The 21798-nt window shown below is 64.7% G+C and carries 20 protein-coding genes; 7 read left to right on the top strand and 13 right to left on the bottom strand.

What is annotated here, in order from left to right; translation table 11 throughout:
* Positions 1-9: 9 nt before the first annotated feature.
* Positions 10-1209 carry a substrate-binding domain-containing protein gene (locus tag ACWGQ2_RS11545; RefSeq protein ID WP_452017371.1) on the bottom strand — a complete coding sequence of 400 codons (1200 nt, stop codon included), beginning with the start codon at positions 1207-1209 and terminating at the stop codon, positions 10-12.
* A 210-nt stretch (positions 1210-1419) separates the two neighbouring features.
* Between ACWGQ2_RS11545 and ACWGQ2_RS11540 the strand changes: the two genes are divergently transcribed.
* Positions 1420-3528, top strand: coding sequence for an acyltransferase family protein (locus ACWGQ2_RS11540; RefSeq protein ID WP_452017369.1), 2109 nt, complete (start codon positions 1420-1422; stop codon positions 3526-3528).
* A 21-nt stretch (positions 3529-3549) separates the two neighbouring features.
* On the opposite strand, the gene prfB is transcribed toward ACWGQ2_RS11540, so the two are convergent.
* Entirely contained in the window at positions 3550-4668 is a 1119-nt protein-coding gene (gene prfB, locus ACWGQ2_RS11535) for a peptide chain release factor 2 (RefSeq protein ID WP_452017367.1), read from the bottom strand.
* 158 nt (positions 4669-4826) lie between these two features.
* On the opposite strand from prfB, the gene ACWGQ2_RS11530 reads away from it, so the two are divergent.
* Positions 4827-5123, top strand: a complete 297-nt coding sequence (locus ACWGQ2_RS11530; RefSeq protein ID WP_452017365.1) for a hypothetical protein — start codon at positions 4827-4829, stop codon at positions 5121-5123.
* Here the strand turns inward: ACWGQ2_RS11530 and ACWGQ2_RS11525 are convergent.
* From ACWGQ2_RS11525 to ACWGQ2_RS11490, 8 genes are all read right to left on the bottom strand, one after another.
* Positions 5120-6736 (bottom strand): DUF2142 domain-containing protein, encoded by a 1617-nt coding sequence (locus ACWGQ2_RS11525; protein ID WP_452017363.1) that lies wholly within the window; start codon positions 6734-6736, stop codon positions 5120-5122. The two genes, ACWGQ2_RS11530 and ACWGQ2_RS11525, sit on opposite strands and share 4 nt — an antisense overlap.
* A gap of 99 nt (positions 6737-6835) precedes the next feature.
* Complete coding sequence (locus ACWGQ2_RS11520) at positions 6836-7312, bottom strand: pilus assembly protein TadG-related protein (RefSeq protein ID WP_452017361.1); 477 nt, start codon at positions 7310-7312, stop codon at positions 6836-6838.
* Positions 7309-7695 (bottom strand): hypothetical protein, encoded by a 387-nt coding sequence (locus ACWGQ2_RS11515; protein ID WP_452017359.1) that lies wholly within the window; start codon positions 7693-7695, stop codon positions 7309-7311. Before ACWGQ2_RS11515 ends, ACWGQ2_RS11520 begins: the two co-directional genes overlap by 4 nt.
* Positions 7696-7741: 46 nt before the next feature.
* Entirely contained in the window at positions 7742-8158 is a 417-nt protein-coding gene (locus tag ACWGQ2_RS11510; RefSeq protein ID WP_452017357.1) for a TadE family protein, read from the bottom strand.
* The gene (locus ACWGQ2_RS11505; RefSeq protein WP_452017355.1) at positions 8127-8354 is read right to left on the bottom strand and encodes a hypothetical protein; all 228 of its coding nucleotides are present in this window, start codon (positions 8352-8354) and stop codon (positions 8127-8129) included. The genes ACWGQ2_RS11510 and ACWGQ2_RS11505 overlap by 32 nt, the downstream gene beginning before the upstream one ends.
* Positions 8355-8403: 49 nt before the next feature.
* Positions 8404-9339 (bottom strand): type II secretion system F family protein, encoded by a 936-nt coding sequence (locus ACWGQ2_RS11500; RefSeq protein ID WP_452017353.1) that lies wholly within the window; start codon positions 9337-9339, stop codon positions 8404-8406.
* Positions 9336-10190, bottom strand: a complete 855-nt coding sequence (locus tag ACWGQ2_RS11495) for a type II secretion system F family protein (RefSeq protein WP_452017351.1) — start codon at positions 10188-10190, stop codon at positions 9336-9338. Before ACWGQ2_RS11495 ends, ACWGQ2_RS11500 begins: the two co-directional genes overlap by 4 nt.
* Positions 10187-11413, bottom strand: coding sequence for a CpaF family protein (locus tag ACWGQ2_RS11490; protein WP_452017349.1), 1227 nt, complete (start codon positions 11411-11413; stop codon positions 10187-10189). The genes ACWGQ2_RS11495 and ACWGQ2_RS11490 overlap by 4 nt, the downstream gene beginning before the upstream one ends.
* Before the next feature lie 304 nt (positions 11414-11717).
* On the opposite strand from ACWGQ2_RS11490, the gene ACWGQ2_RS11485 reads away from it, so the two are divergent.
* Positions 11718-14534, top strand: coding sequence for a GH25 family lysozyme (locus ACWGQ2_RS11485; RefSeq protein WP_452017347.1), 2817 nt, complete (start codon positions 11718-11720; stop codon positions 14532-14534).
* Here ACWGQ2_RS11485 and ACWGQ2_RS11480 read toward each other — a convergent pair.
* Positions 14531-15010, bottom strand: coding sequence for a GtrA family protein (locus ACWGQ2_RS11480; RefSeq protein WP_452017345.1), 480 nt, complete (start codon positions 15008-15010; stop codon positions 14531-14533). The genes ACWGQ2_RS11485 and ACWGQ2_RS11480 overlap by 4 nt on opposite strands.
* Positions 15011-15216: 206 nt before the next feature.
* Here ACWGQ2_RS11480 and ACWGQ2_RS11475 point away from each other — a divergent pair, with 206 nt between their 5' ends.
* Both ACWGQ2_RS11475 and ACWGQ2_RS11470 read left to right on the top strand, forming a co-directional pair.
* The gene (locus ACWGQ2_RS11475) at positions 15217-15951 is read left to right on the top strand and encodes a glycosyltransferase family 2 protein (protein WP_452017343.1); all 735 of its coding nucleotides are present in this window, start codon (positions 15217-15219) and stop codon (positions 15949-15951) included.
* Positions 15952-15954: 3 nt separating this feature from the next.
* On the top strand, positions 15955-16383 hold the full coding sequence (locus ACWGQ2_RS11470) for a DUF2304 domain-containing protein (protein ID WP_452017341.1): 429 nt from the start codon (positions 15955-15957) through the stop codon (positions 16381-16383).
* Positions 16384-16436: 53 nt separating this feature from the next.
* Here the strand turns inward: ACWGQ2_RS11470 and rfbA are convergent, their stop codons facing one another.
* Entirely contained in the window at positions 16437-17309 is an 873-nt protein-coding gene (gene rfbA, locus ACWGQ2_RS11465) for a glucose-1-phosphate thymidylyltransferase RfbA (protein WP_452017685.1), read from the bottom strand.
* Between the two features lie 56 nt (positions 17310-17365).
* On the opposite strand from rfbA, the gene rfbB reads away from it, so the two are divergent.
* Both rfbB and ACWGQ2_RS11455 read left to right on the top strand, forming a co-directional pair.
* Positions 17366-18364 carry a dTDP-glucose 4,6-dehydratase gene (gene rfbB, locus ACWGQ2_RS11460; RefSeq protein ID WP_452017339.1) on the top strand — a complete coding sequence of 333 codons (999 nt, stop codon included), beginning with the start codon at positions 17366-17368 and terminating at the stop codon, positions 18362-18364.
* Positions 18365-18369: 5 nt separating this feature from the next.
* On the top strand, positions 18370-19776 hold the full coding sequence (locus ACWGQ2_RS11455; protein WP_452017337.1) for a sugar nucleotide-binding protein: 1407 nt from the start codon (positions 18370-18372) through the stop codon (positions 19774-19776).
* A gap of 27 nt (positions 19777-19803) precedes the next feature.
* Here the strand turns inward: ACWGQ2_RS11455 and ACWGQ2_RS11450 are convergent, their stop codons facing one another.
* On the bottom strand, positions 19804-21777 hold the full coding sequence (locus ACWGQ2_RS11450; RefSeq protein ID WP_452017335.1) for a DUF7657 domain-containing protein: 1974 nt from the start codon (positions 21775-21777) through the stop codon (positions 19804-19806).
* Positions 21778-21798: the final 21 nt, after the last annotated feature.

Here is a 21798-nt window from a genome sequence, read left to right as displayed (position 1 = left end):
GTCCACGGCTTACTTTGCCGCTTCCGGCGGAGCAACGGAATCCGCGGCAACCGTTTCAACGAGGGTGGGAACCCAGGTGCCGCCCTGGTCATTGAGGGTGACCTGGTACATGTCCTGAAGCAGGGCGTGGTCGGAAGCACGGACGGTGGTGGTGCCCTTCGGCCCCTCGAAGCTCCAGCCCTCCAGTGCGGAGACCATCGCATCGACGTCGCTGCCGCCTTCCCGGACAGCCTGGACAATCATCTGCCCGGCCACAAAACCGTCCGGGGTGAACAGGTCGGCCTGCTTTCCGGCTGCTTCCACGGACTCGATCATGGCCTTCTCCACCTCGTTGTCCCCGGCGCCCGGGAAGTAGTGGTTCAGGAAGGAGATCTTGGTGCCGGCAGCGCCGTAGGCCCCGAAGGTGGCGGCGTCGCCCAGCCCGGTGACGATTGGTGCGGCGTCAAAAGCCCCCTGCTGGTCCAGTGCCTGCCACATGGAACCCGATGATGCTCCGGCCCAGGCCACAAAGGCCATGTCCGGTGCGGCGTCGATCAGCTGCCGGGCGAACGGGGTGAACTCGGTGGCGTCCTCGGGGACCAGGACGCTGGAGACCTCTGCGCCTTCAGCGCCGAGGACAGCCTTCACAGCGGCGAGGTTTCCCTGGCCGAAGGCGTTGTCCTGCGCAAAGACCACTACCTTCTTTCCGGACAGGTCGTCCACGAAGGATCCAGCCGTGGCCACGTCCTGCAGGGACTGGCGGCCGGAACGGAAGGTGTACTTGTTGATGCCCTGGATGGCGTCCGTTGCCGCGGGACCGGAAATGTAGAGGACCTGGTTCTGCTCGGCCTGTTCGGCCAGCTTCAGTGCGATGCCGGAGACCACGGTGCCGGCCAGGATCTTGTAGTCCTGCCCAATCAGGTCCTTGGCAACGGTGACTGCCTTGTCCGGGTCTCCGCCGTCGTCGTGGTAGGTGATGTTCAGCTCAGTGTCCCCGACCTTGCCGGTGCCGTCGGTGGCGTAGTCAATGCCTGCCTGCAGACCCTCGTAGTAGGCCTCGCCGTAGGCTGCCAGGGCCCCGGTCTTGGAATAAACGATTCCGACGTCGACGCTCGACGGCGCCTCGCCGTCGGCCGGTGCGGTGCCGGAATCCGCGGCAGGGGCGCAGGCGGACAATGCCAGTCCGGCAGTTAGTGCCGAAGCGAGGAGGAACTTCTTTGTTGCCTTCACGGTGGTGTGCCTTTCAGTGCGGTGGCTGCAGTGGATGCATTTGGTGCCGGCCGGGCCGGGGTTTTGGAGCACTAACCTGAAAGGCGATTCAGGTTACGGAAAATGTATGGCACAGATCACACCGGCGTCAATGGCTAACCCGTTCCGGCCGGTGAATTCCCGGCGGGGGCAGCACCGGCGCGGTTAGGATGCCGAATATAATGGCCGATTGTGCCCCCACTCTCTTTGAACGCCCCGGCGTTCGGCCCCGCCAGGGCCAGCCGCTCAGCACGGCTTCCGTCTGACACCGCTCCGGCGCGCCACCGCCCGGACATCCAAGGGCTGCGTGCCCTCGCCGTCGGACTCGTGGTCTGGTATCACATCTGGCCGCAGACCCTGCCGGGCGGCTTTGTTGGCGTTGATGTCTTCTTTGTCATTTCCGGATACCTGATCGTGGGGTCGCTGGCACGCGAAGCCATGTCCACGGGGTCGCTGAAACTTGCCAAGTTCTACACCCGGCGCATCAAGCGCCTGCTGCCGGCTGCCGCAACCGTCCTTTTGGCGACCCTCGCGGCCACCGTGCTGCTGTTCCCGCAGGGACGCTGGCAGGGCGTTGCGCGGGACATCGCGGCCTCGGGGCTGAACATCCAGAACTGGAACCAGGCATTCTCAACAACCAGCTACGAGGGCGCAACAGCATCCGTGTCCCCGCTGCAGCACTTCTGGTCCCTTGCGGTGGAAGAACAGTTCTACCTGTTCATTCCGCTGCTGATCCTCATCTGTGCCGCTGCTTCCCGGGGCCGCAGGCCCGGCCGTACGCTGCTGCTTGCCGTGCTTACCGCCGTCGCGCTGGCCTCTTTGGTCCACTCCGTACTCTTCTCCGCCTCGAACCCGGACCTGGCCTATTTCTTCACCACCACACGGATCTGGGAACTTGCCCTCGGCGGCATGCTGGCAGTCGCCCTTCCGCAGCTGCGTTCCGGCTCTCTCCTACCGGTGCTGCTGGGCTGGCTGGGGCTGGCAATGGTGCTGGCTTCCGCCGTACTGTTCTCCACTGCCATGGACTTCCCGGGTTATGCCGCGCTGCTGCCGGTGCTGGGAACCATGGCCCTGCTGCTGGCCGGCAGTTCGGTCAAGGAATCCGGTTTTGGGTCCGTGTCCCGCTGGCAGGCACTGCGTCCGGTCACGTATCTGGGAGACATCTCCTATTCGCTGTACCTCTGGCACTGGCCGGTGATCGTCTTCTCGGTCTACGTGCTGGGGCCGAATCCGGGCTGGCTCCACGGAGGAGCTGTCATCGTGCTCAGTGTGGCGCTGGCAGCACTCTCCACCCGGTTCATAGAGGAACCGTTCCGCAGGTTTGAACCGAAACCGCGCCGCGGCGGGCGCCGCCGGGCTGCGGCGGGCGCGTACCGCCCGATTTTCGCCCTGGGTGCCGTTCTGACCCTGGTTCCCATAGCCGCCGCGGCTGCCCCCTACCTGGTCGTGGAGCAGAAGACCCGGGCTCTCAGCCAGGAACTTGATCTGGCAGCCTATCCGGGTGCCGGTGCCGTGCACGCCAACGCACCCGTACCCGAAATGCCGGTGCGGCCTGACCCGGCGGTGGCGGTTTCAGACCAGCCCGACGGCGTCGAAGCGTGCCTGACGGCCTGGGATCCCCGGACTATGGACCTGGAAGACTGCGTTGCAGGCGACACGGGCAGTTCCCGGAGCATAGTGCTGGTTGGTGATTCGCATGCTGCCCAGTACATGGGTTCCGTGGACCTCCTCGCCCGGGAAAGCGGGTACCGGCTGTATGTGCTGGCACGAAACGGCTGCCCGTTCAGCCTGGAACCGCTTCACTCGGGCACAGTAATCCACCGGACCTGCGTAGGAATCAACACTCAGACGCTCCAGCAGATCATTGATCTGGACCCGTCGTTCGTGCTGACGGCGTCGCTCACCCCTGCCGGATACGCGGATGCCCTGGACTGGGGCTGGGACAGCCCGGAGCAGGCGAAGCTGGGGTATGCCAATGCCCTGGCCCCGCTGCGGGACGCCGGGCTTTCGGTTGCGGTCCTCAGCGACGTGCCCTATCCGCCGTTCAACGTTCCCGAATGCGTCTCCGGCAGTGATGACCCCGCGGACTGCGCCTTCCCCGCCCCCAGAGAGGCGGCACCGCTGACCCAGTCCGCGCAGGAACTCGACGGCGTAAAGCTGGTGGACTTCCGCGGCTACTTCTGCCCGGAGGGGCAGTGCCAGGCCGTGCTGGGAAATGTGCTGGTGTACCGGGACAACCACATCACCGATTCCTTCGCCAAAACCCTTGCGCTGCCGCTGCGGGACAGCCTGGGAATCTGACACCTGCCGGTCCGGCGCCGCCTACTTGCGCGCGGAAACGCTGCCGTTGGCGCGCCAGCGGATGCCGGCGTCAATGAAGTCGTCGATCTCGCCGTCGAACACTGCCGAGGTGTTGCCCACTTCGTGCTCCGTCCGCAGGTCCTTGACCATCTGGTACGGGTTGAGCACGTAGGAACGCATCTGATCACCCCAGGACGCCTTCACGTCTCCGGCGAAGGCCTTCTTCTCGGCGTCTTCCTGTTCCTTCTTGAGCAGCAGCAGGCGCGACTGGAGCACGCGCATGGCAGCTGCACGGTTCTGGAGCTGCGACTTCTCGTTCTGCATGGAGACCACAGTGCCGGTGGGGATGTGGGTCAGCCGGACTGCGGAGTCCGTGGTGTTCACGGACTGGCCGCCGGGGCCGGAGGAGCGGAACACGTCCACGCGGATCTCGTTGTCCGGAATGTCGATGTGGTCAGTAGCTTCAATCAGCGGAATGACTTCGACGGCGGCGAAGGACGTCTGGCGCCGGCCCTGGTTGTCGAACGGGCTGATGCGCACCAGCCGGTGCGTGCCGGCTTCCACCACGAGGGTGCCGAAGGCGTAGGGCGCCTTGACCTCAAACGTGGCTGACTTCAGGCCGGCTTCTTCGGCGTAGGACGTGTCCAGGACCTGGGTCGGGTAACCGTGCCGCTCGGCCCAGCGCAGGTACATCCGCAGCAGCATTTCCGCGAAGTCCGCGGCGTCCACGCCGCCGGCACCGGAGCGGATGGTTACTACGGCTTCACGCTCGTCGTACTCGCCGGAGAGCAGCGTCACGACTTCCAGCTCCGACAGCGCCTTGCGCAGTGACTCCAGCTCAGTGACGGCCTCTGCTTTGCTGTCGGCGTCGGATTCGTCCTGCGCCAGTTCCACGAGGACCTCGAGGTCGTCGATCCGGGCTTCGAGTCTCTGCAGCCGTTCCAGGGCGCTCTGCTTATGCGAGAGCCTGGAGGTGATCTTCTGCGCAGCGTCCGGATCGTCCCACAGATTGGGCTCCCCCGCCATCTCGCTGAGTTCAGCGATGTCCTCCTTCATCGCAGCGACGTCTGAGACGTCCTCGATGGAGGCAAACGTTGAGCGGAGAGCGCGGATTTCTGCGGGAAAATCAATTTCAGCCATGGTGATTACAGACTACGCCATGCCCCGGTTTCCCGGCTCGGACCGCCCCGCTCCAGCGACACAGTGCACCGGCGGCACACCGGCAGATAGGCACGGGGATGTCAGGGCCCGGGAGTACATTGGTGCTGTCCGATCCGGAAAGGAGCTTCGAGAATTCAATGAACGCTTCCCCCTCCCCCATCCGCCATCCTGAGCGCGGACACAGCTACAGCCGCGAGGAGCTCGAGGAGCTGGCAGAGCAGGGTGATCCCTGGGCCCTTGGAAAACTGGACGACTGGGACCAGTACGACGCCGCCGACTACACGGGTTCACTCCGCGACCGCTGCCCCGACCCGGACTGCGATCTCTACGGTGAGCGGGTCACCCTTTGCTACGCCGACGACGGCACGCTGCTTGAGGTGGACCACGGCGGCTGGGCGCACTACCCTCCGCTGAAGCAGGCCAGGGCCTCCTAGGAAACCTGCTGAACCGGGGCCGGCGTGCCGGCTCCCGCGCTCCGGCCCTGGACGGGGCCCGGAGCTTCGTCCGGGACTGTGGCAGCGGTCATGTACCGGTACGCCAGGAACCCGGCCAGGGCAGCTGCTGCAGCATAGATCAGCGTCAGTCCCAGCCAGGACAGCGGAGGCTGCCACTCGGGCGAGAGCAGGAAACGTCCCCAGTTCGGCTCGCCGATCATGCCGACGGCGTACCGCCGCAGCACAAACATAAAGCTGAAGACGTGGGCCAGCACCACAAAGCCGGTCAGGAGCCGCAGCACGCTCCGGGTCCGGGGAGAGCTGCGCAGCACCAGGGACTGGCTGACAACTCCGCAGCACAGCAGCAGGACGACCACCAATGCCAGGACGTAGCGGCCCTGCCAAATCCAGCCCAGTTCGTTGATGACCTGTGCCTGCATGACCGGCGGAAGGGCCACGAGCCCGGCCGCAAGCAGGGTCACCGCAGCACGGTTTCCCCATCCGCGTGCGGTCAGGCCAAGGACCAGCAGCAGTGCCATCAGGGAATACCAGAGGATATAGACGGCCATCGGCAGGTCCGTGTCCAGCCATCCCATCCGGCCAACGTAGCCCGTGGCATAGTCCAGGGTGCTCTCGAACATGATGATGGCCGCGTCGGACTTACTCAGCTCCACGCCGGTGCCGGTGAGGCTTTCGAAGCTGTTAGCCACCGCGAACCAGGCAAGGCTGAGCCCGCAGCCCAGGCCCACCAGTGCCGTCATGGCAAGGCCAAGACCGTCCTTGAACACCTTCAGAAGCGGCCGCCATCCGTAGATGCACAGCGCTGCAGCGGCGGCCAGGGCCATCCAGAGCAGGGACAGCGGCCGGGTGTTGGCCAGGACGAGCCCGGAGAGACCCACGAAGACCATGTTGCTCCGGACCTGCTTCAGTGTGTTGCTGCCGAGGACCGCGCAGAGGTTGAGGAAAAAGGCTGCGGCGGCGGCTATTTCCAAGGCATTGGGATTGATGGAGCCCGTCAGGTACAGGACCATCGGTGTGGTGGAAACGGCTGCGGCCGCGAAGGGCCACAGCGGACGCTTGAACTTGGCGGCTGCAGCGAACGTCATGGCGAAGAACACGGAGCAGAACAGTGCGCTGGCAATCCGCATTCCGTAAATCGCCGGAGCTCCGCTGAGGAAGAGGGAGGGCAGACCGGTTACAAAGTAGTAGAGCGGGTTGTAATTGCCTGCCGTGGTTTCAGCGGACACCAGCGCAGTGTCCTCCCCGACGCCCGGGGCGCATGCCGCGGAAATCTGCTTCTGATGCTTATAGCAGGTCTGGTCATGCGTGGCTGCGATGTATCCGGGCACGGTCACGGTCATTGCTGAGCCCTGCTCCCCGTCCGTCTCACCGAGAAGTTCACCGCGCGCAACGGCGGCCGCCTTGATTGTGTGCGCGGGTTCGTCCGGCACCGACATCAGCGGAGATGCCAGAGACCACAGGATGGACAGCGCGAAGACCACAAAAAAGGAAGTGGTGAGCATACGCCGGGCACCGCCCGCATCCGGCGCGCCAAGCCTGCGGTTCCGCCGCCCCTGCGGGCGGTCTTCGTCAGTCTGTTCCAAAACCGTCATCAACAATTCCTGGTCGCCGGGCGTTCAAACATCGACAACCAGTCTACGTGTGCGCTGTGGACGCCGAGACCGCGCGGGCTGGCCCGGATAGCAGAATCGTCAGCGCGTCAGCCGCGCCCGCGCGTCGGATTCCGCGCTGATGCGGACGCCGTCCGGCACCAGGAAATTAACGATCGGCGGATGAACCACCGCGGTCAGCACCACCCGGGCCGTGCGTCCATCCGGGGTGCCCGTCTCCGCCGCAATCTGCAGGGACTCAATCCGTTCTCCAGCCCCGCTCTCCGCTAGATACCGCTGCACTTCCGCCGTGACCCTGGAGGACTCCAGGACGGCTGCGGGAGTATCTCCCCCGGAACCCTGAACCTGCGAAAGCGAGAACGTATCTGCTGCGGCGAGCGCTGCGCCGTCGGCTGCTGAGAGGAGTTTCTTGTGTCCCAGATAAACGGAGGAAGCCGCGGCGATGACCGTGATGAGCAGCAGTGCCAGCAGGACGTAGCCGATGATTAGGACCCCCACCTGGCCGGCTTCGCTGCTGTCCCCTGTTTGCTTCGGGTTCCAGCCTGCAGTCCGGCTCATCCGTATCGCTCCACGGTCTGCATCGATGTTGCATCCACGCGCACCGGTGCCAGGTTCAGCCCCGGTACGGAACCTACCACCGGCAGCGGAACGTTCATCGCAGCGGTGACGGTCACGGTTGAACCGGGCATACCGCACTCCGGGCTGCAGGAAACACTGAGTTCAAGGGTCCCGGGATCAAACCCGAAATCTGTCAGAGCCAGCTCGGCCGCGGCAGTCGCCTGCTCGCCGGGTGCTCCTCCCTGCCCGGCGGATGCATACACCTTGGCTGCGTGGTCAGCGGCGCCTACAACGGCATATGCGGCACCCTGGACCTGGCCGGCCGTGATGATCAGATAGAGCAGCGGAACAAGCAGCAGCACGCCAAGGAAGACAAACTCCACCGCAGCGCTGCCTTCTTCCCCGCCAGGGAGTAAGGTTTTGGGAGTCTTATTCGGGCCAGTATGCATGCCCGGTCACCTCCATTCCTCCCTGCGGGCCGATCAGGCCGATGACCGGCAGCGGCGCGCGGACTGTCACCTTGAGCATGGAGCTGCCCGCTTGGGACGTCCGGTCATGGCTGATGTCCTGGGCGAACCCGGCATTCAGGCTCCCGGATATGAGCTGTCTTGTCCGCTCCACGCCGTCCTCCGGGTTCCGGTCTGCGAGCGTCCCATAGCGCGCGCCTGAGGAAGCAGCATCAATCAGGGTGTTCCGCACGTGCAGCACAACCGCCAGCTGAATCACCGCCAGTACCAGGATGGTGAGCAGCGCCCCGACCAGGACAAAGTCGACGACGGCTGACCCCTCGTCGCCGGGGCCCGGTGCCCGGCGGCTACTGCCGGACCTGGGCGATCGCAGACTCAAAAAGAGATACCAGCGCGGGCCGCGCAATTGTGAGGATCGCGGCGACGAGGACAGCGGACATGAGGGTGATCATCACCCATCCCGGTACGTCTCCGCGCTCGCGGTCAGCCTCCGGAAGCAAAGCCGCACGCAGCCTGATGGTGAGGCTGACCGCCAGCAGGGCGGGCAGGTTACGGAGGACGATTCGGGTTTTCATTGGGGTTCCTTTCCTTGTGGGGAAGTGATTCCTTGCGGTTGAGCAGCCCTCACAGGCCGATCCTGAGCAGCGACAGTCCCGGGAAGATGGCGAAGAGGACGGTGAGCGGCAAAACACCGAATACCAGCGGGACCATCATGGCGATCTCTTTCTTTCCTGCTTCTTCCATAAGCTCGCGCTTGGCGAGGTCACGCACGTCCTGGGCCTGGGCCCTCAGCACGTCAGCGAGCGGAGTGCCCCGTTCGATGGCCACCGAGATTCCGTCCACGAACCGGGACAGCGGCGCCAGCTGAGTGCGTTTTGACAGGTTGCCCAGCGCGGTTAGCAGCGGTACGCCCGACCGCGTCTCGGCGAGCGCACGGCCGAACTCGCCGGCAAGCTCGCCGCGCGATGTCCGGGCAACTCGTTCAAGGGCTCCCCCGGCGCTTTCTCCGGCACCGACTGCCAGCGCCATCATCTCCGCCAGACTGGGAAATTCCGCGAGCATAAGTGCTTCCCTCCGGGATACTTCCCGGGTCAGCAGGTAGTCGCGCAGCAGGTAACCGAACAGCCCGGCAGCCAAAGACAGCACCGCCACCGCAGGAACCGAGATCTGCCCCCGGGCTGCCAGCCACACGGCACCAGCACCGCCGGCCAGCAGCCCTCCGCCCGCGAAAACCAGCTGGCTGGACCGGAACTCAAGCACGGTCATGCGGTTGCCTGCCCGGTCAAGTCTTTTCTGCAGTGCCGAAGCGGCCGGGTTCAGCCTTTCCAGCTTGGCAACCATGTCCGTGAGGATAGGGCGGAACACTCGTTCCAGCGGCCCAAACGGCGTCACGTCCGCTGACACAAGCAGCCTTGACCCCGGGGTGGCTGAACGCAGCTGCGGCGCGATGCGGTCGGTGAAGGACTGGGGACGGAGGAAAGGGAGCCGGACGACGGCCAGCCACAGTCCCACTCCCAGGCCTGCTCCTGCCAGGAGGGCCGCCGGCCATACGCCGGTCACCGCAGGACCCGCTTTTCCGCAGGCAGTGCGCCGATGCGGAGCATCAGCCGGTAGCAGCCCACTGAAATCAGCATGCCTGCGGCAAGGACCACGGCACCGGCCGGTGTGTTGTACGCATTCACAGCCTCCGGTGTGGATGCCATCAGCACCAACACGATCCAGGGGGCGGTAACCGCCAGGCGCGCAGCATTGATGGTCCACGACTGCCGGGCCAAGAGTTCGCTCCGGGTACGCGCGCTCTCCCGGAGGAACTCCGCCAGTGTTCCAAGTAGGCGGCCCAGGTCTGAACCGCCCACCTGCCGGGTCAGCCGCAGGGACTCTACAATCCGGTCGCCCACCGGATCGGAGAGCCGTTCCTTCAGACTGTCCAGCGCTCCGTCGAATGAGCCTCCGGAGCGGTAATCGGCGCCGAATTCACGAAAGGGAGAGCGCAGTTCGGCAGGTCCGTTGTCCCCAAGCTGGATCAATGCCTCGGGCAGCGACATTCCTGCGCGGATAGCTGAGCGCAGATGATCCACCGCGTCGGGCCACAGCTCCAGAAGCGAAGCGCTTCGCCTGCGTGCCTGCCACCGCACCGCACTGACCGGAACGGCGCAGGCAAACAAACCAAAACACCCTGCGATGGGCAGGGATGCCGTGAGCACCCAGACGGTGAGCAGCACCAGCATTCCGAGCAGGGCACTGCTCAGCACCAGTCCTGCCGGCGTCACGCGGCTGATGCCGGATGCCCTCAGCAGCTCTTCGATCCGTCCGGGACGGCGCACCTTGGCCGGACGTTCCGGAAGGACCCAGCAGGACCACCAGATCAGGAACAGGCCAATGCCGAGGGCCAGACCGGCGGCGGCGGTCATGCTGCCGGTTCCAGGAGCTCGGCGAGGTTCATTCCCGCGCGGGCGAATTTGTCCGGTGACGGAAGGGACGACGGCGAGGCTTCGAGCCGTCCGTTCTCACGCTGGAACACCAGCGTCGACTCGATGACTCCGTTCTCCACCCTCCTGCCCAGGGCGAGGATCTCCGCGACTTCCCGCCGCCCGGCGGGGGTCCGAACACAATGAACCACCAGATCTATGCAGGAGGCCACGGTCGGCACCACGAAGGCACTGGAAATGTTCGCTCCAGCGAGCAGCGGGAGCGTGGAGATCTTCGTAACGGCGTCGTGCGCGCTGTTCGCGTGGACCGTGCACATCCCGGGAAGACCTGAGTTAAGCGCAATCAGCATGTCCAGGCTTTCCGCTTCCCGCACCTCACCGACGATCAGCCGGTCCGGGCGCATTCGCAGCGCCTCCTTGACCAGGCGCCGCAGCGGGATCTCCCCTGTCCCCTCCAGATTCGGCTGGCGGCACTGCAGGCCTACTACGTCACGAAGGGGAAGCTGCAGTTCAAAGATCTCTTCCACGGTGACCACCCGTTCGCGGGCACCGATCGAGGCTGCCAGACAGTTCAGCATGGTTGTCTTCCCTGCCTGCGTAGCACCGGAAACCAGGATGTTCAGTCCCCCGGCGACCGCGGCGGCAAGGAAACGGGCGGCCTGCGGAGTGAGGGTTCCCAGTTCAACGAGATGGTCCAGGCGGCTGGCCCGGACAATGAACTTCCGGATGTTGACTGCCCAGTGCCGTCGGGTCACATCGGGGATTACTACGTGCAGGCGTGACCCGTCAGGCAGTGCAGCGTCCACAAAAGGGGACGAAAGGTCCAGGCGCCTGCCGGATGACTTCAGCATCCGCTCCACCAGATCCCGGACCTGCTCCGCTGACAGGTTCAGTGCTGTCAGTTCAGAACGCCCGTCCCGGGCGACGTAGACCTCACCCGGTGAGTTGATCCAGACTTCTTCGACGGTTGGATCGTCAAGCAGCGGCTGGAGCGCTCCATAGCCGGCAACGGCGTCGAACACCTGCTTCCGGGCCTTTTCAAGCTGGCCGAGCGGCGGGAGCGTCCCCAGCAGGGACCGCTGGTCATAGTCCTGGACCGCAGCTTCCACCAGGCGCCGCACTTCTGCGCCCTGGCGTGCCGGATCAAGCCCGCGCACACGGATGAGCTCCCGCACCTCATCCTCGACAATACGTAACGCGTCCAACGCTCCCCCGGAATCCGCACAGCATTCCTGCTGCATCTTGGAGACAGAACCTGCAGGCCCCTGCGGCCATGCGGGCGAGGATAGGAGATATCCCTGCCCCTGACGAGAGTGACGGAGGCATTTGTGGAAAAGACTCCGGCGCGGGAAGCCAGCTGAATCATGCTGCAGGTCCGCCCCAGGCAGCGGCACGCTTTTGTTTTCCTCATCTGCGGGCCTAACTTCCGAACGAAGGTTCACCAGTCTCAAAATTCACAGCAGCCCCGGTATTGTTCAGGCTGACGTACATCTGCTCTCTGGAGACCCCGTGAAACAACGACACATCGCGCCTGTGCTGGCAGGCGTACTTTCCCTCACCCTCGCCGTTTCCGCGGTTCCTGCCTATGCCACCACGCTGAATGAGGCACCGCCGGTCCAGGAGACGCCCGCACCGGCCCCGGGCGAAACTCCCGCGCTGCTCCCTGAGGACGTGCCGGAGAACGAATTCCCCGAGCCCACGGAGGCTGAAGCAGACCCCGCTGGCACAGAGTCCGCAGAAACTGACCCCGCTCAGCCGCCGGCAGACGGGACGGCTTCCGGAAGCGCTGTAAACGCAGAGCCGGAGAGCACTGCGGAATCCGAAGCGGAAGCCCCCGCACCCGCGCAGGGGGTCGACGTCGCGGATCTCATCGGCCTGCTCGGCGCGAAGATGGGTCAGGGACTGGAACGTATGGAGACCACCAGTGATCCGCAGACCCCTTCCGCCGGTGAAACCGCCGAGCGCCTGGCTGCTGAACAGACCCTGGTTGACGCCGGACTCGCAGCTCCCCTGCAGTCCGGGGCCAGGACGCCCGGGCAGGCAACGCAGAATCTGCAGGCGCAGGCCGAGACGGAGGCGGCAGCACCGCTGGCAACCTGGCGGCCGGCCGGAATCCAGGGCATGGACGTCAGCAGCCACCAGTCTTCAGTGAACTGGAGCCGGGCCTGGAGCCAGGGGTCACGGTTTGCGTATGTCAAAGCCACCGAGCACACCACCTACAAGAATCCGCGCTTCGCCAGCCAGTACAGCGGGGCCGGCTCCGTGGGCATGTACCGCGGCGCCTACCACTTCGCCATCCCCACCAAGGATTCTTCCGGCGCCGCTCAGGCCAACTTCTTCGTCAACAACGGCGGGGGCTGGACAGCCGACGGCAGGACCCTGCCTCCCCTGCTCGACATCGAATACAACCCGTATCCGGAGCTGGGCAACACCTGCTACGACTTCAGCCCCGCTCAGATGGTGTCCTGGATCCGTGACTTCTCCAACACGGTCAGGGCACGCACCGGCCGGGTGCCGATGATTTACACCACCGCCGACTGGTGGAACCGCTGCACCGGCAACAGCACGGCCTTTGCCAACCACCCGCTGCACATTGCCCGCTACAGCACTGCGGGCCCCGGCTCGATGCCCGCAGGCTGGAGCACCTACAACATCTGGCAGTACAGCAGCACCGGGCCCTTTGAAGGCGATTCAAACGTGTGGCGGGGATCCGCTGACGACCTCGCCAGGTTCGCGATGAACGGACCCGCTCCGGACTGGACCCGCAGGGTCATCAGCCCCGGTGACTTCAACGGCGACGGCCGGCCGGACCTGCTCACGCGCCGGTCAGACGGAACACTGTGGTTCCATGCAGGCACCGGCTCCGGAAGCTTCGGCTCACCCCGCCAGATCGGCAGCGGCTGGCAGGTCTTCAATGCCCTGGTGGCTGCCGGTGACTACAACGGCGACGGGCGGGCTGACATTGTGGCCCGTCATGTGGACGGCAACCTGTACTTCTACGCCGGAACCGGCTCGGTCTCGGCAGCCAGCGAGGGATACCGTCCGGGCGAGGTCATCGGCCGCGGCGGCTGGGGAGAGTTCCGCCACCTCCTTGGCATCGGGGACAGCAACGGCGACGGGCGGACGGACATTCTTGCCGTGCGGCCAAACGGCTCAGCAGTCATCTACCGGGGCACCGGCACCGGGGCCCACGGCCCGGCGGTTTCAGCTTCCGGGGACTGGTGGCGCTTCAGCGATTTCACCGGCACCGGCGACTTCAACGGCGACGGGCGGATAGACATCGCGGCCCGGACCTCCGACGGCCGCCTCTGGTTCCTGCAGGGCTCAGGCGGGGGTGCCTTCGCGCCCGGACACGTGGTCGGCACCGGTTGGAATATCTTCAGCACCGTGCTGGGCGGAAGCGACTTCAACGGCGACGGACGTACTGATCTCCTCGGCATCGGCACTGATTCGCGGGTGTGGTTCTACCAGGGAACCGGCGCCGTCGCGGAAGGCTACAACGCCGGTGTCCGGCGGGGCACAGCGGCCTGGACCCAGCAGAAGCTGGCAGCCGCAACCCCGGACTTCAACTCCGACGGCGTTGCAGATCTGCTCACCGTTGCGGCGGACGGGGTGCTCTGGTTCCAGCCGGGCAAAGCCAACGGTACGTTCGGCACCCGGGTCAGGATCGGCTCCGGCTGGCAGATCTACTCAGAGATCACGGGCGTGGGCGACTTCAACGGCGACGGCCGCAATGATCTGCTGGCCCGCAAGCCGGACGGCACGCTGTGGTTCTACGCCGGTACCGGGCGGGTGTCCGCATCCAGCGAAGGCTACGCCCGGGCGGTGCGGATCGGCACCGGCTGGAATGACTACACCCAGGTCCTCGGTGCCGGCGACCTGACCGGGGACGGCAGGCCGGATCTGCTGGCCCGCGACCGCTCCGGGAACCTCTGGCGGTACAACGGAACCGGAATCGTCCGGGGAAGCGAGGAAGGCTACGCACAGCGCACCCTGATCGGGCGCGGGGGCTGGGACGGCTTTACCGCGCTGGCAGCTCCCGGGGACTACGACGGCGACGGACGCAGCGACATACTGGGCTGGTCGCCGGACGGCCGCCTGTCCCTGTGGCGGGGAACCGGAAACGGCACCTTGGGTGTTCACGAGACCGTTGGAACCGGATGGAACGTCTTCAGCCGTGTGTTCCCGGCTCCCTCACCTGCCGGCGGTGGAGGGCTTCTCGGTGCCGTCGACCGCACCGGGGTCTACTGGACCTACCCGCTGACCGGCATGCAGCAGGAAGGCTACCGGCAGGGCGTCCGGAAGGGCATCCTTCCGCTGGGCTAAGCTTCGCGGGCCGGGGACGGGGACGGTGTTTCGTTCCCGTCCCCGCCCCGGGCGGCGAACACCCAGTACTTGTAGGCGAAGAAATTCCACACGGTCATGGCCGCTGTGGAGATGATTTTTCCGAGCATGTAGCTGCTGCCGATGGCTTCAAAGCCGGAGACAATCAGGCTGGCAGCCACCGTGTTCACTCCCACCAGGAGCATGTACTTGATGAAGCTGGTCCCCCGGGTCGGGGTCCCCGAGAAGGTGAAGTACCGCTGCAGCAGGTAGTTGGCGGCCAGGCTGGTCAGGAAGGCGGCTGCCGTCGCCAGCCACAGCACCACACCGAAGACCTCGTAGAGCAGGACGAGCAGGGCGAAGTCGATGGCGAAGGACAGGACACCCACCAGCAGATAGCGTCCTGCCGGGCCAAAAACCAGGTTTCGAATGCGGGCCAGCGGCGCTGTGGAACCCTCCGGATTGTCTTCGCGCAGCATGTGCGGTGCTCCTCTGGTTCCTAGTGCTCGATCGCAGCCGCCGGGCCTGCCGAGCGCATGCTCACCCGCGGGTGCTCCGCATGACGGGCCTTCGGGGTTCGGCTACGATGTTAGCACTGGACGCTTCGGGCTTGTCCGGAACTTTGCGCAGATCAAGGCATCCGCAGCACCAGACTTCAAAACCAGATAGGAACTCGAACCCCGCCATGCCCATGCAGGACCCAAATCGCCTCCTCGTCATCATGCCGGCATGGAATGAAGGCGAAACCGTGGGAAACACGGTCCGCGAGGTCCTGGCCCAGGGAAAGAGCTACGACGTCCTTGTTGTTGACGACGGCTCCGCCGACAACACCGGCGCCCTGGCAGAGGAGGCCGGCGCCACGGTCCTGCGGCTCCCCTTTAACCTTGGGGTCGGCGGTGCAATGCGTGCGGGATTCAAATATGCCCGGCGGGAAGGCTACCGGCAGGTCGTCCAGGTGGACGCCGACGGGCAGCACGATCCCCGGGACATTGACCGTGTGGTCCAAGGCCTGCAAAAGGCGGACATCGCCATTGGGGCACGTTTCGCAGAGGCGGGCAATTACAAGGTTTCCGGGCCCCGCAAGTGGGCCATGTCATTTCTCGCTGCGGTCATTTCCCGGCTGTCGGGAGAAAAACTCACGGACGTCACGTCCGGTTTCCGGGCAGCGAACGTCCGCGCCCTGGACCAGTACATTGACCACTATCCGGCCGAATACCTCGGCGACACCATTGATTCGCTCGTTGTCGCCGTCCGTTCGGGGTGCACCGTGACCCAGATTCCGGTGCAGATGCGGGTCAGGCAGGGCGGTGTGCCGAGCCATAACCCGGCCAAATCGACTGTCTACCTCTTGCGCTCCGTTTTCGCCCTCGGACTGGCAATGACACGCCGCAGGTCCCAGGTTCACTCAGGTAAGGCATAACCCATGGCTGTCGCAGCTGCATTCCTGTTCTCACTTTTTATGGTCGTGATCGTCCTGGTCCTGCTGCGCCGCAGGAAACTCCGGGAAAAGTACGCCGTCCTGTGGCTGCTGGTAGGCGGCGGGGCACTGATCCTCGCGGGCTGGCCGCATCTGCTGGCGCTCGTGGCCGGCTGGCTGGGGGTGGAAGTTCCGGCGAACCTGCTCTTTGCCATGAGCATCGTGCTGCTGATGGGCGTTTCGCTCCACCTCTCCTGGGAACTCTCGATGGTGGAGGACGAGACGCGTGTCCTGGCCGAGGAAGTTGCCATTCTTGAAACCGCCGTCCGAGATCTGCGCTCCGAGGTGACGTCGCTGACTCCGGAGGAATCCGCATCCGGGACTGCCCCGGATCCCGGCCCTCAGAACGACGGCCAGGAAGAATACCAACCGTAGCCAAACACAAAAAAGGGGCGCCAGGAGCGCCCCTTTTTTGTGTCCGGTGCCAGCTACCGGGCGCGGTTCTCCAGCAGCCCCAGCAGGTAGGCGCCGTATCCGCTCTTCACCAGCGGTTCCGCGATGGCCCGCAGCTCGTCGTCGGAAAGGTTGCCAAGACGCCAGGAGATTTCCTCGGGGCAGCCGATTGAAAGTCCCTGGCGCTTCTGGACTGTGCGGATGAACTCGGACGCCTCGTTAAGGGAATCGAATGTGCCAGTGTCCAGCCATGCGGTTCCGCGCGGAAGGATCTCTACCTGCAGTTTGCCTTTCTCAAGGTAAACCCGGTTCACGTCCGTGATTTCCAGCTCCCCGCGCGGAGAGGGCTCGAGGTTCCGGGCGATTTCAACGACGTCGTTGTCATAGAAGTACAGGCCGGGAACGGCGTAGTTGCTCTTCGGTTTGGCCGGCTTCTCCTCAAGGGAAATCGCCTTGCCCTCTGCGTCGAACTCCACCACTCCGTAGGCGGTGGGATCAGCCACCCAGTAGCCGAACACCGCACCGCCGTCGATCTGCGAGAAGCGGCGGAGCTGGGTACCCATACCCGCGCCGTAGAAGATGTTGTCCCCCAGCACCAGTGCCACGGGTCCGTTGCCGATGTGCTCGGCACCCAGGATAAAAGCCTGCGCCAGGCCGTCAGGAGAGGGCTGCTGCTTGTAGGTGATACTGACACCGAACCGCGAACCGTCGCCGAGCAGGCGCTGGAACTGGTCAGCATCGTGCGGCGTGGTGATGATCAGGATGTCCTTAATCCCTGCCAGGATCAGGGTCGAAAGCGGGTAGTAGATCATCGGCTTGTCATAGACCGGGACCAGCTGCTTGCTGACGCCAAGGGTGATGGGGTGCAGCCGCGAACCGGTACCGCCGGCCAGAATAATTCCACGCATGGTGCTCATCTTCGCCCGTCTGATCTGGCACGGCAAATCCGGTAACGTACATATACATGCGCAGATTCCTTGTCACCGGCGGCGCCGGCTTTATCGGCTCCAATTTCGTGCACTACGCACTGGCCCACACGGACGCTTCGATCACTGTGCTGGACAAACTCACCTACGCCGGCAACAAGGCCTCCCTCGAGGGGCTCCCTGCCGACCGGTTTGAGCTCATCCAGGGTGATATCTGCGACGCCGAGCTGGTGGACCGGCTGGTGGCCGAGACCGACGTCGTGGTCCACTACGCCGCCGAGTCGCACAACGACAACTCGCTGCACGATCCCCGCCCGTTCCTGGACACCAACATCGTCGGCACGTACACGCTGATCGAGGCGGCCCGGAAGCACGGGACACGCTTCCACCACATCTCCACGGACGAGGTCTACGGCGACCTGGAACTGGACGATCCGCAGCGGTTCACCGAGTCCACGCCGTACAACCCCTCCAGCCCCTACTCCTCCACCAAGGCCGGGTCGGACCTGCTGGTGCGTGCCTGGGTGCGTTCCTTCGGGCTGCAGGCGACGATCAGCAACTGCTCCAACAACTACGGCCCCTACCAGCACGTTGAAAAGTTCATTCCACGGCAGATCACCAACGTGATCGACGGCATTCGGCCCAAGCTCTACGGTGCCGGCGAGAACGTCCGCGACTGGATCCACGCCAATGACCACTCCTCAGCCGTTCTCACCATCATCGAAAAGGGCGAAATCGGGCAGACCTACCTGATCGGTGCCGACGGTGAAAAGAACAACAAGGAAGTCATCGAGCTGATCCTCAGCCACATGGGCCAGCCGGCCGACGCCTACGACCAGGTCATTGACCGCCCGGGACATGACCTGCGATACGCCATCGACTCTACCCGGCTGCGCACCGAACTTGGCTGGGAACCGAAGTTCTCGAATTTCGACAAGGGCATTGAGGACACCATCGCCTGGTACCGCGAGAACGAAGCCTGGTGGCGGCCCCAGAAGGCCGAGACCGAAGCCAAGTACAAGGTCCAGGGCCAGTAACGGCCATGGTTGAATTCTCCAAGGCCCTCACAGCTCGCGAAACCCCGATTCCCGGCGTCGTCCTTTACGATCTGCCGGTTCACGGGGACAACCGGGGGTGGTTCAAGGAAAACTGGCAGCGCGAGAAGATGCTCGCACTGGGGCTGCCGGACTTTGGTCCGGTCCAGAACAACATCTCCTTTAACGAAAAGGCAGGAACTACCCGCGGCATCCATGCCGAGCCCTGGGACAAGTACATCTCCGTGGCCACCGGCAGGATCTTCGGCGCCTGGGTGGACCTGCGCGAAGGCCCCACTTTCGGGGCTGTCTTCACCGCGGAGCTGGATCCGAGCCGTGCCATCTTCATTCCGCGCGGCGTCGGCAACGCTTTCCAGACGCTGGAAGACAACACTGCCTACACGTATCTGGTGAACGACCATTGGAGCGCCGGAGCGCAGGGCCAGTACACCTTCCTGAACCTTGCCGATGAGACGGTTTCCATCCCGTGGCCCATTCCTCTGGAACGGGCCGAACTCTCGGAGAAGGACAAGGCACATCCGCGCCTGGCGGACGTTGCGCCCATGGCACCGAAGAAGACACTGGTCATCGGCGCGGACGGCCAACTGGGCAAGGCCCTGCGCGAAGAATACGACGGCGACACGTCGGTCGAATTCGCGGGCAGGACGAAGTTCGACCTCGCTGATCCGGCGTCCTGGGACCGGAGCTGGAAGAACTACGGGACCATCATCAACGCTGCGGCCTACACGGCCGTGGACGCTGCCGAGACTCCTGAGGGACGCCCCGCGGCGTGGGAGATCAACGCGGCCGCGGTCGCCCGGCTGGCACGCGTGGCCACAGAGAACCGCCTCACCCTGGTCCACGTTTCCTCGGACTATGTCTTCGACGGAACGAACCCCGTGCACACCGAGGACGAGCCTTTCTCCCCCCTCGGTGTCTATGGACAGAGCAAGGCTGCCGGAGACGCCGTGGTCTCAGCCGTACCGCAGCACTACATCCTGCGCACCAGCTGGGTCATCGGTGAAGGCAGCAACTTTGTACGCACCATGGCGTCCCTGGCCGCCAAGGGGGTCAAGCCCAGCGTCGTCAGTGACCAGATCGGGAGGCTGACCTTCACCCGGGACCTCGCTGCGGCCATCCGCCACCTCACGGAGTCCGGGTCACCTTTCGGAACATACAACATAACCAACGACGGCGAGCCGTCGTCCTGGGCGGACGTCGCCGCAGAGGTCTATGCGCTGACCGGTTCCGACCCGCTGGCGGTGACCGGTGTCACCACCGAGGAGTACTTCGCCACGAAACCGGAGGCGGCGCCCCGTCCCCTGAACAGCGTCCTGGATCTGCGAAAGATCAAGGCAACGGGTTTCACTCCCCGCCCAGCAGAGGAAGCGCTGCGCGCCTATCTGCAAAAGTAGGGGCCCATTCGAGCCAGGGACGGCTCTTCAGTCCCTGACCACGCTGTATAGGTAGATCTGTTTTCCGGCCCACTGGAGTGTGCCTGCGGGTTCAAGGCACGGACCCGACAATTCTGCGGTGGACGCGATGTTCCCTAGTTCGGGGATCTCGGATGCGAGGACACACGGATCGGAATGCACGAAAGTGACGTCCAGACCGTTAGTGGAAATGACGGTCGGCTCCCCCGGAGTCCAGCCAAATGAAAGGTATCCGCCTCCACGGTTCCATGCGTCTTCGGCTCTGCGGCCAGGATCAAGCCGCTCCCACATTCCGGCGTCCGGTCCGGATCGCTGCAGGCCGGAGAGCAGCGGCACGCCATTGGCGAGTGCAACGGTGTCAAACGCACCGGAGTTGGAGGCCCAATAGGTGCCGTCTGAGCGGGCTTGGACACCCAGCACCGAGAGTTCTCCGGCGGTCTCAGACTCACGCAGGTCGCCAAGGCCAAAGACTACCGGGTTGGCACGGAAAACCGGCACCGCGGCCAATGCAAGTGCCAACACTATGGACCAGGACCGGTTGGGATACCGGGTCAACGCCAGTACCGCCAAAGCAACGCCCGCGCCTGCCCATAGAACGGCACCGCGGCTGAGGTCCGGCAGATAGTCCGTCCGCAACTGGAATCCGGCGAAGACCGTCACCGTGCTGCAGGCCGCCGCTGCCACTACCGCGGCACTCCATTTTCCGCGCTCGCACTGAGACAGAAACAAGCAGAGCGCAATAACACCCAGAATGCCGACTACCTGTGCGGCACGAACCGCCGGAACAAGGTTGAGGAGAGGGATCTGCGCTCCAAACGCGCCCCAGTCGGCCACCGCCCATGCCAGCCACACCAGCGCGCAGACAAGAACTGTCCATCCTGCGATTCCCCGGCGGAACGCCGGCGCAAGCCCTGCCAGAATCAGTACCGCTATCCAGATGAAAGCAACGGTAAACGACATTGAGACTTCGCTGGCGTTGGCCTGAACAGGCACAGCTCCGTCCTGCAAAGGAGAGAGCAGCGGCGCCCCGAACAGCAGCGAGAAAGGCTGTGCTTCCCCAGTGGACCTTCTGGCACCCGGGTAGACCGTACCAAAAAGCGCGTTCAACCCTTCGGCATTTTCCAGGAGCAGGCCGGCGCCAAAGACCGCCGCGGTGACACCCGTCAGCGCAACGGGCCGGATTCGGCTCCACCAGGTACCGGAACGGCTGAGGATCCATAGGACGGAGGCAAGCAGCACCGGAAGACCCAGCACCAGGGACCACGGAGTGTAGAACGAAGGCATTCCCGCTATCAGGATGCCGCCTGCCACTCCGGCAAGGACTCCGGTGATCCACCGGCCACACAACAGCCGGCGGTAGCAGGTGATCATCAGACTGCTGCCCGTAAGGGTATAGGCGATGAGGGCCACCGGCATTAGGGACCACCATGCCACAGCTGGGGCAAGGATGGTCAGTCCTGCCGCCAGCCAGCCCATCCTGCGGGTTCCGCCTACCTGTTCGAACCAGATGGGCAGAAACAGCAGGAGGAGCAGGGACGGCAGCCACCAGTGAGCGGCGAAGACGCTGGCGTCCGGGAGAAACCCGGCTAGTTTGAGCAGGCCTGAATCAAAGAACACGACGGATTCGAAGAATCCCCCGGAGGTGAACCGGTGCACCAAATCGGCGCGGGCACCCATGGCACTCAGGGTGGGCGCGGCCCCGGTCGCCATGACCGACAGAGCGATCGGCGAAAACGCGTTGTACTCATCGGACCGGATGAACCGTGACTCGCCGAGCTGCGTGCCGAGCGGGTTTTCGGGATCCTGCCGCAGGTGCCCCATGCCAATCGATGAGGTGGTCACTCCCAGGACCACAACCACGGTGTAGGCCAGGAGGACGGCAACGCGCAGCGAGCTGTCCTTTGTACGCAGCCAGGACAGGACCGGTTGCAGCCCCGTTCGGCGGACGCCTTCCTGAGCCCGGGGGCCGGTCCGCTGGCTCATGGCACGCTCCTACAGGTGCAG

This window comes from Arthrobacter sp. NPDC055585, assembly GCF_053619115.1.
The sequence above is the reverse complement of the archived record's forward strand: the minus strand, read 5'-3'. Positions and strand labels throughout refer to the sequence as shown.

Excerpts from the sequence above, each read along its gene's own strand:
- rfbB (WP_452017339.1), top strand. The coding sequence starts at position 17,366 with ATGCGCAGATTCCTTGTCACCGGCGGCGCCGGCTTTATCGGCTCCAAT.
- ACWGQ2_RS11530 (WP_452017365.1), top strand. The coding sequence starts at position 4,827 with ATGAACGCTTCCCCCTCCCCCATCCGCCATCCTGAGCGCGGACACAGC.
- ACWGQ2_RS11520 (WP_452017361.1), bottom strand. The coding sequence starts at position 7,312 with ATGAGCCGGACTGCAGGCTGGAACCCGAAGCAAACAGGGGACAGCAGC.
- rfbA (WP_452017685.1), bottom strand. The coding sequence starts at position 17,309 with ATGCGTGGAATTATTCTGGCCGGCGGTACCGGTTCGCGGCTGCACCCC.
- ACWGQ2_RS11475 (WP_452017343.1), top strand. The coding sequence starts at position 15,217 with ATGCCCATGCAGGACCCAAATCGCCTCCTCGTCATCATGCCGGCATGG.
- ACWGQ2_RS11495 (WP_452017351.1), bottom strand. The coding sequence starts at position 10,190 with ATGACCGCCGCCGCCGGTCTGGCCCTCGGCATTGGCCTGTTCCTGATC.
- ACWGQ2_RS11505 (WP_452017355.1), bottom strand. The coding sequence starts at position 8,354 with ATGAAAACCCGAATCGTCCTCCGTAACCTGCCCGCCCTGCTGGCGGTC.
- ACWGQ2_RS11470 (WP_452017341.1), top strand. The coding sequence starts at position 15,955 with ATGGCTGTCGCAGCTGCATTCCTGTTCTCACTTTTTATGGTCGTGATC.
- ACWGQ2_RS11455 (WP_452017337.1), top strand. The coding sequence starts at position 18,370 with ATGGTTGAATTCTCCAAGGCCCTCACAGCTCGCGAAACCCCGATTCCC.
- ACWGQ2_RS11525 (WP_452017363.1), bottom strand. The coding sequence starts at position 6,736 with ATGACGGTTTTGGAACAGACTGACGAAGACCGCCCGCAGGGGCGGCGG.
- prfB (WP_452017367.1), bottom strand. The coding sequence starts at position 4,668 with ATGGCTGAAATTGATTTTCCCGCAGAAATCCGCGCTCTCCGCTCAACG.
- ACWGQ2_RS11450 (WP_452017335.1), bottom strand. The coding sequence starts at position 21,777 with ATGAGCCAGCGGACCGGCCCCCGGGCTCAGGAAGGCGTCCGCCGAACG.
- ACWGQ2_RS11480 (WP_452017345.1), bottom strand. The coding sequence starts at position 15,010 with ATGCTGCGCGAAGACAATCCGGAGGGTTCCACAGCGCCGCTGGCCCGC.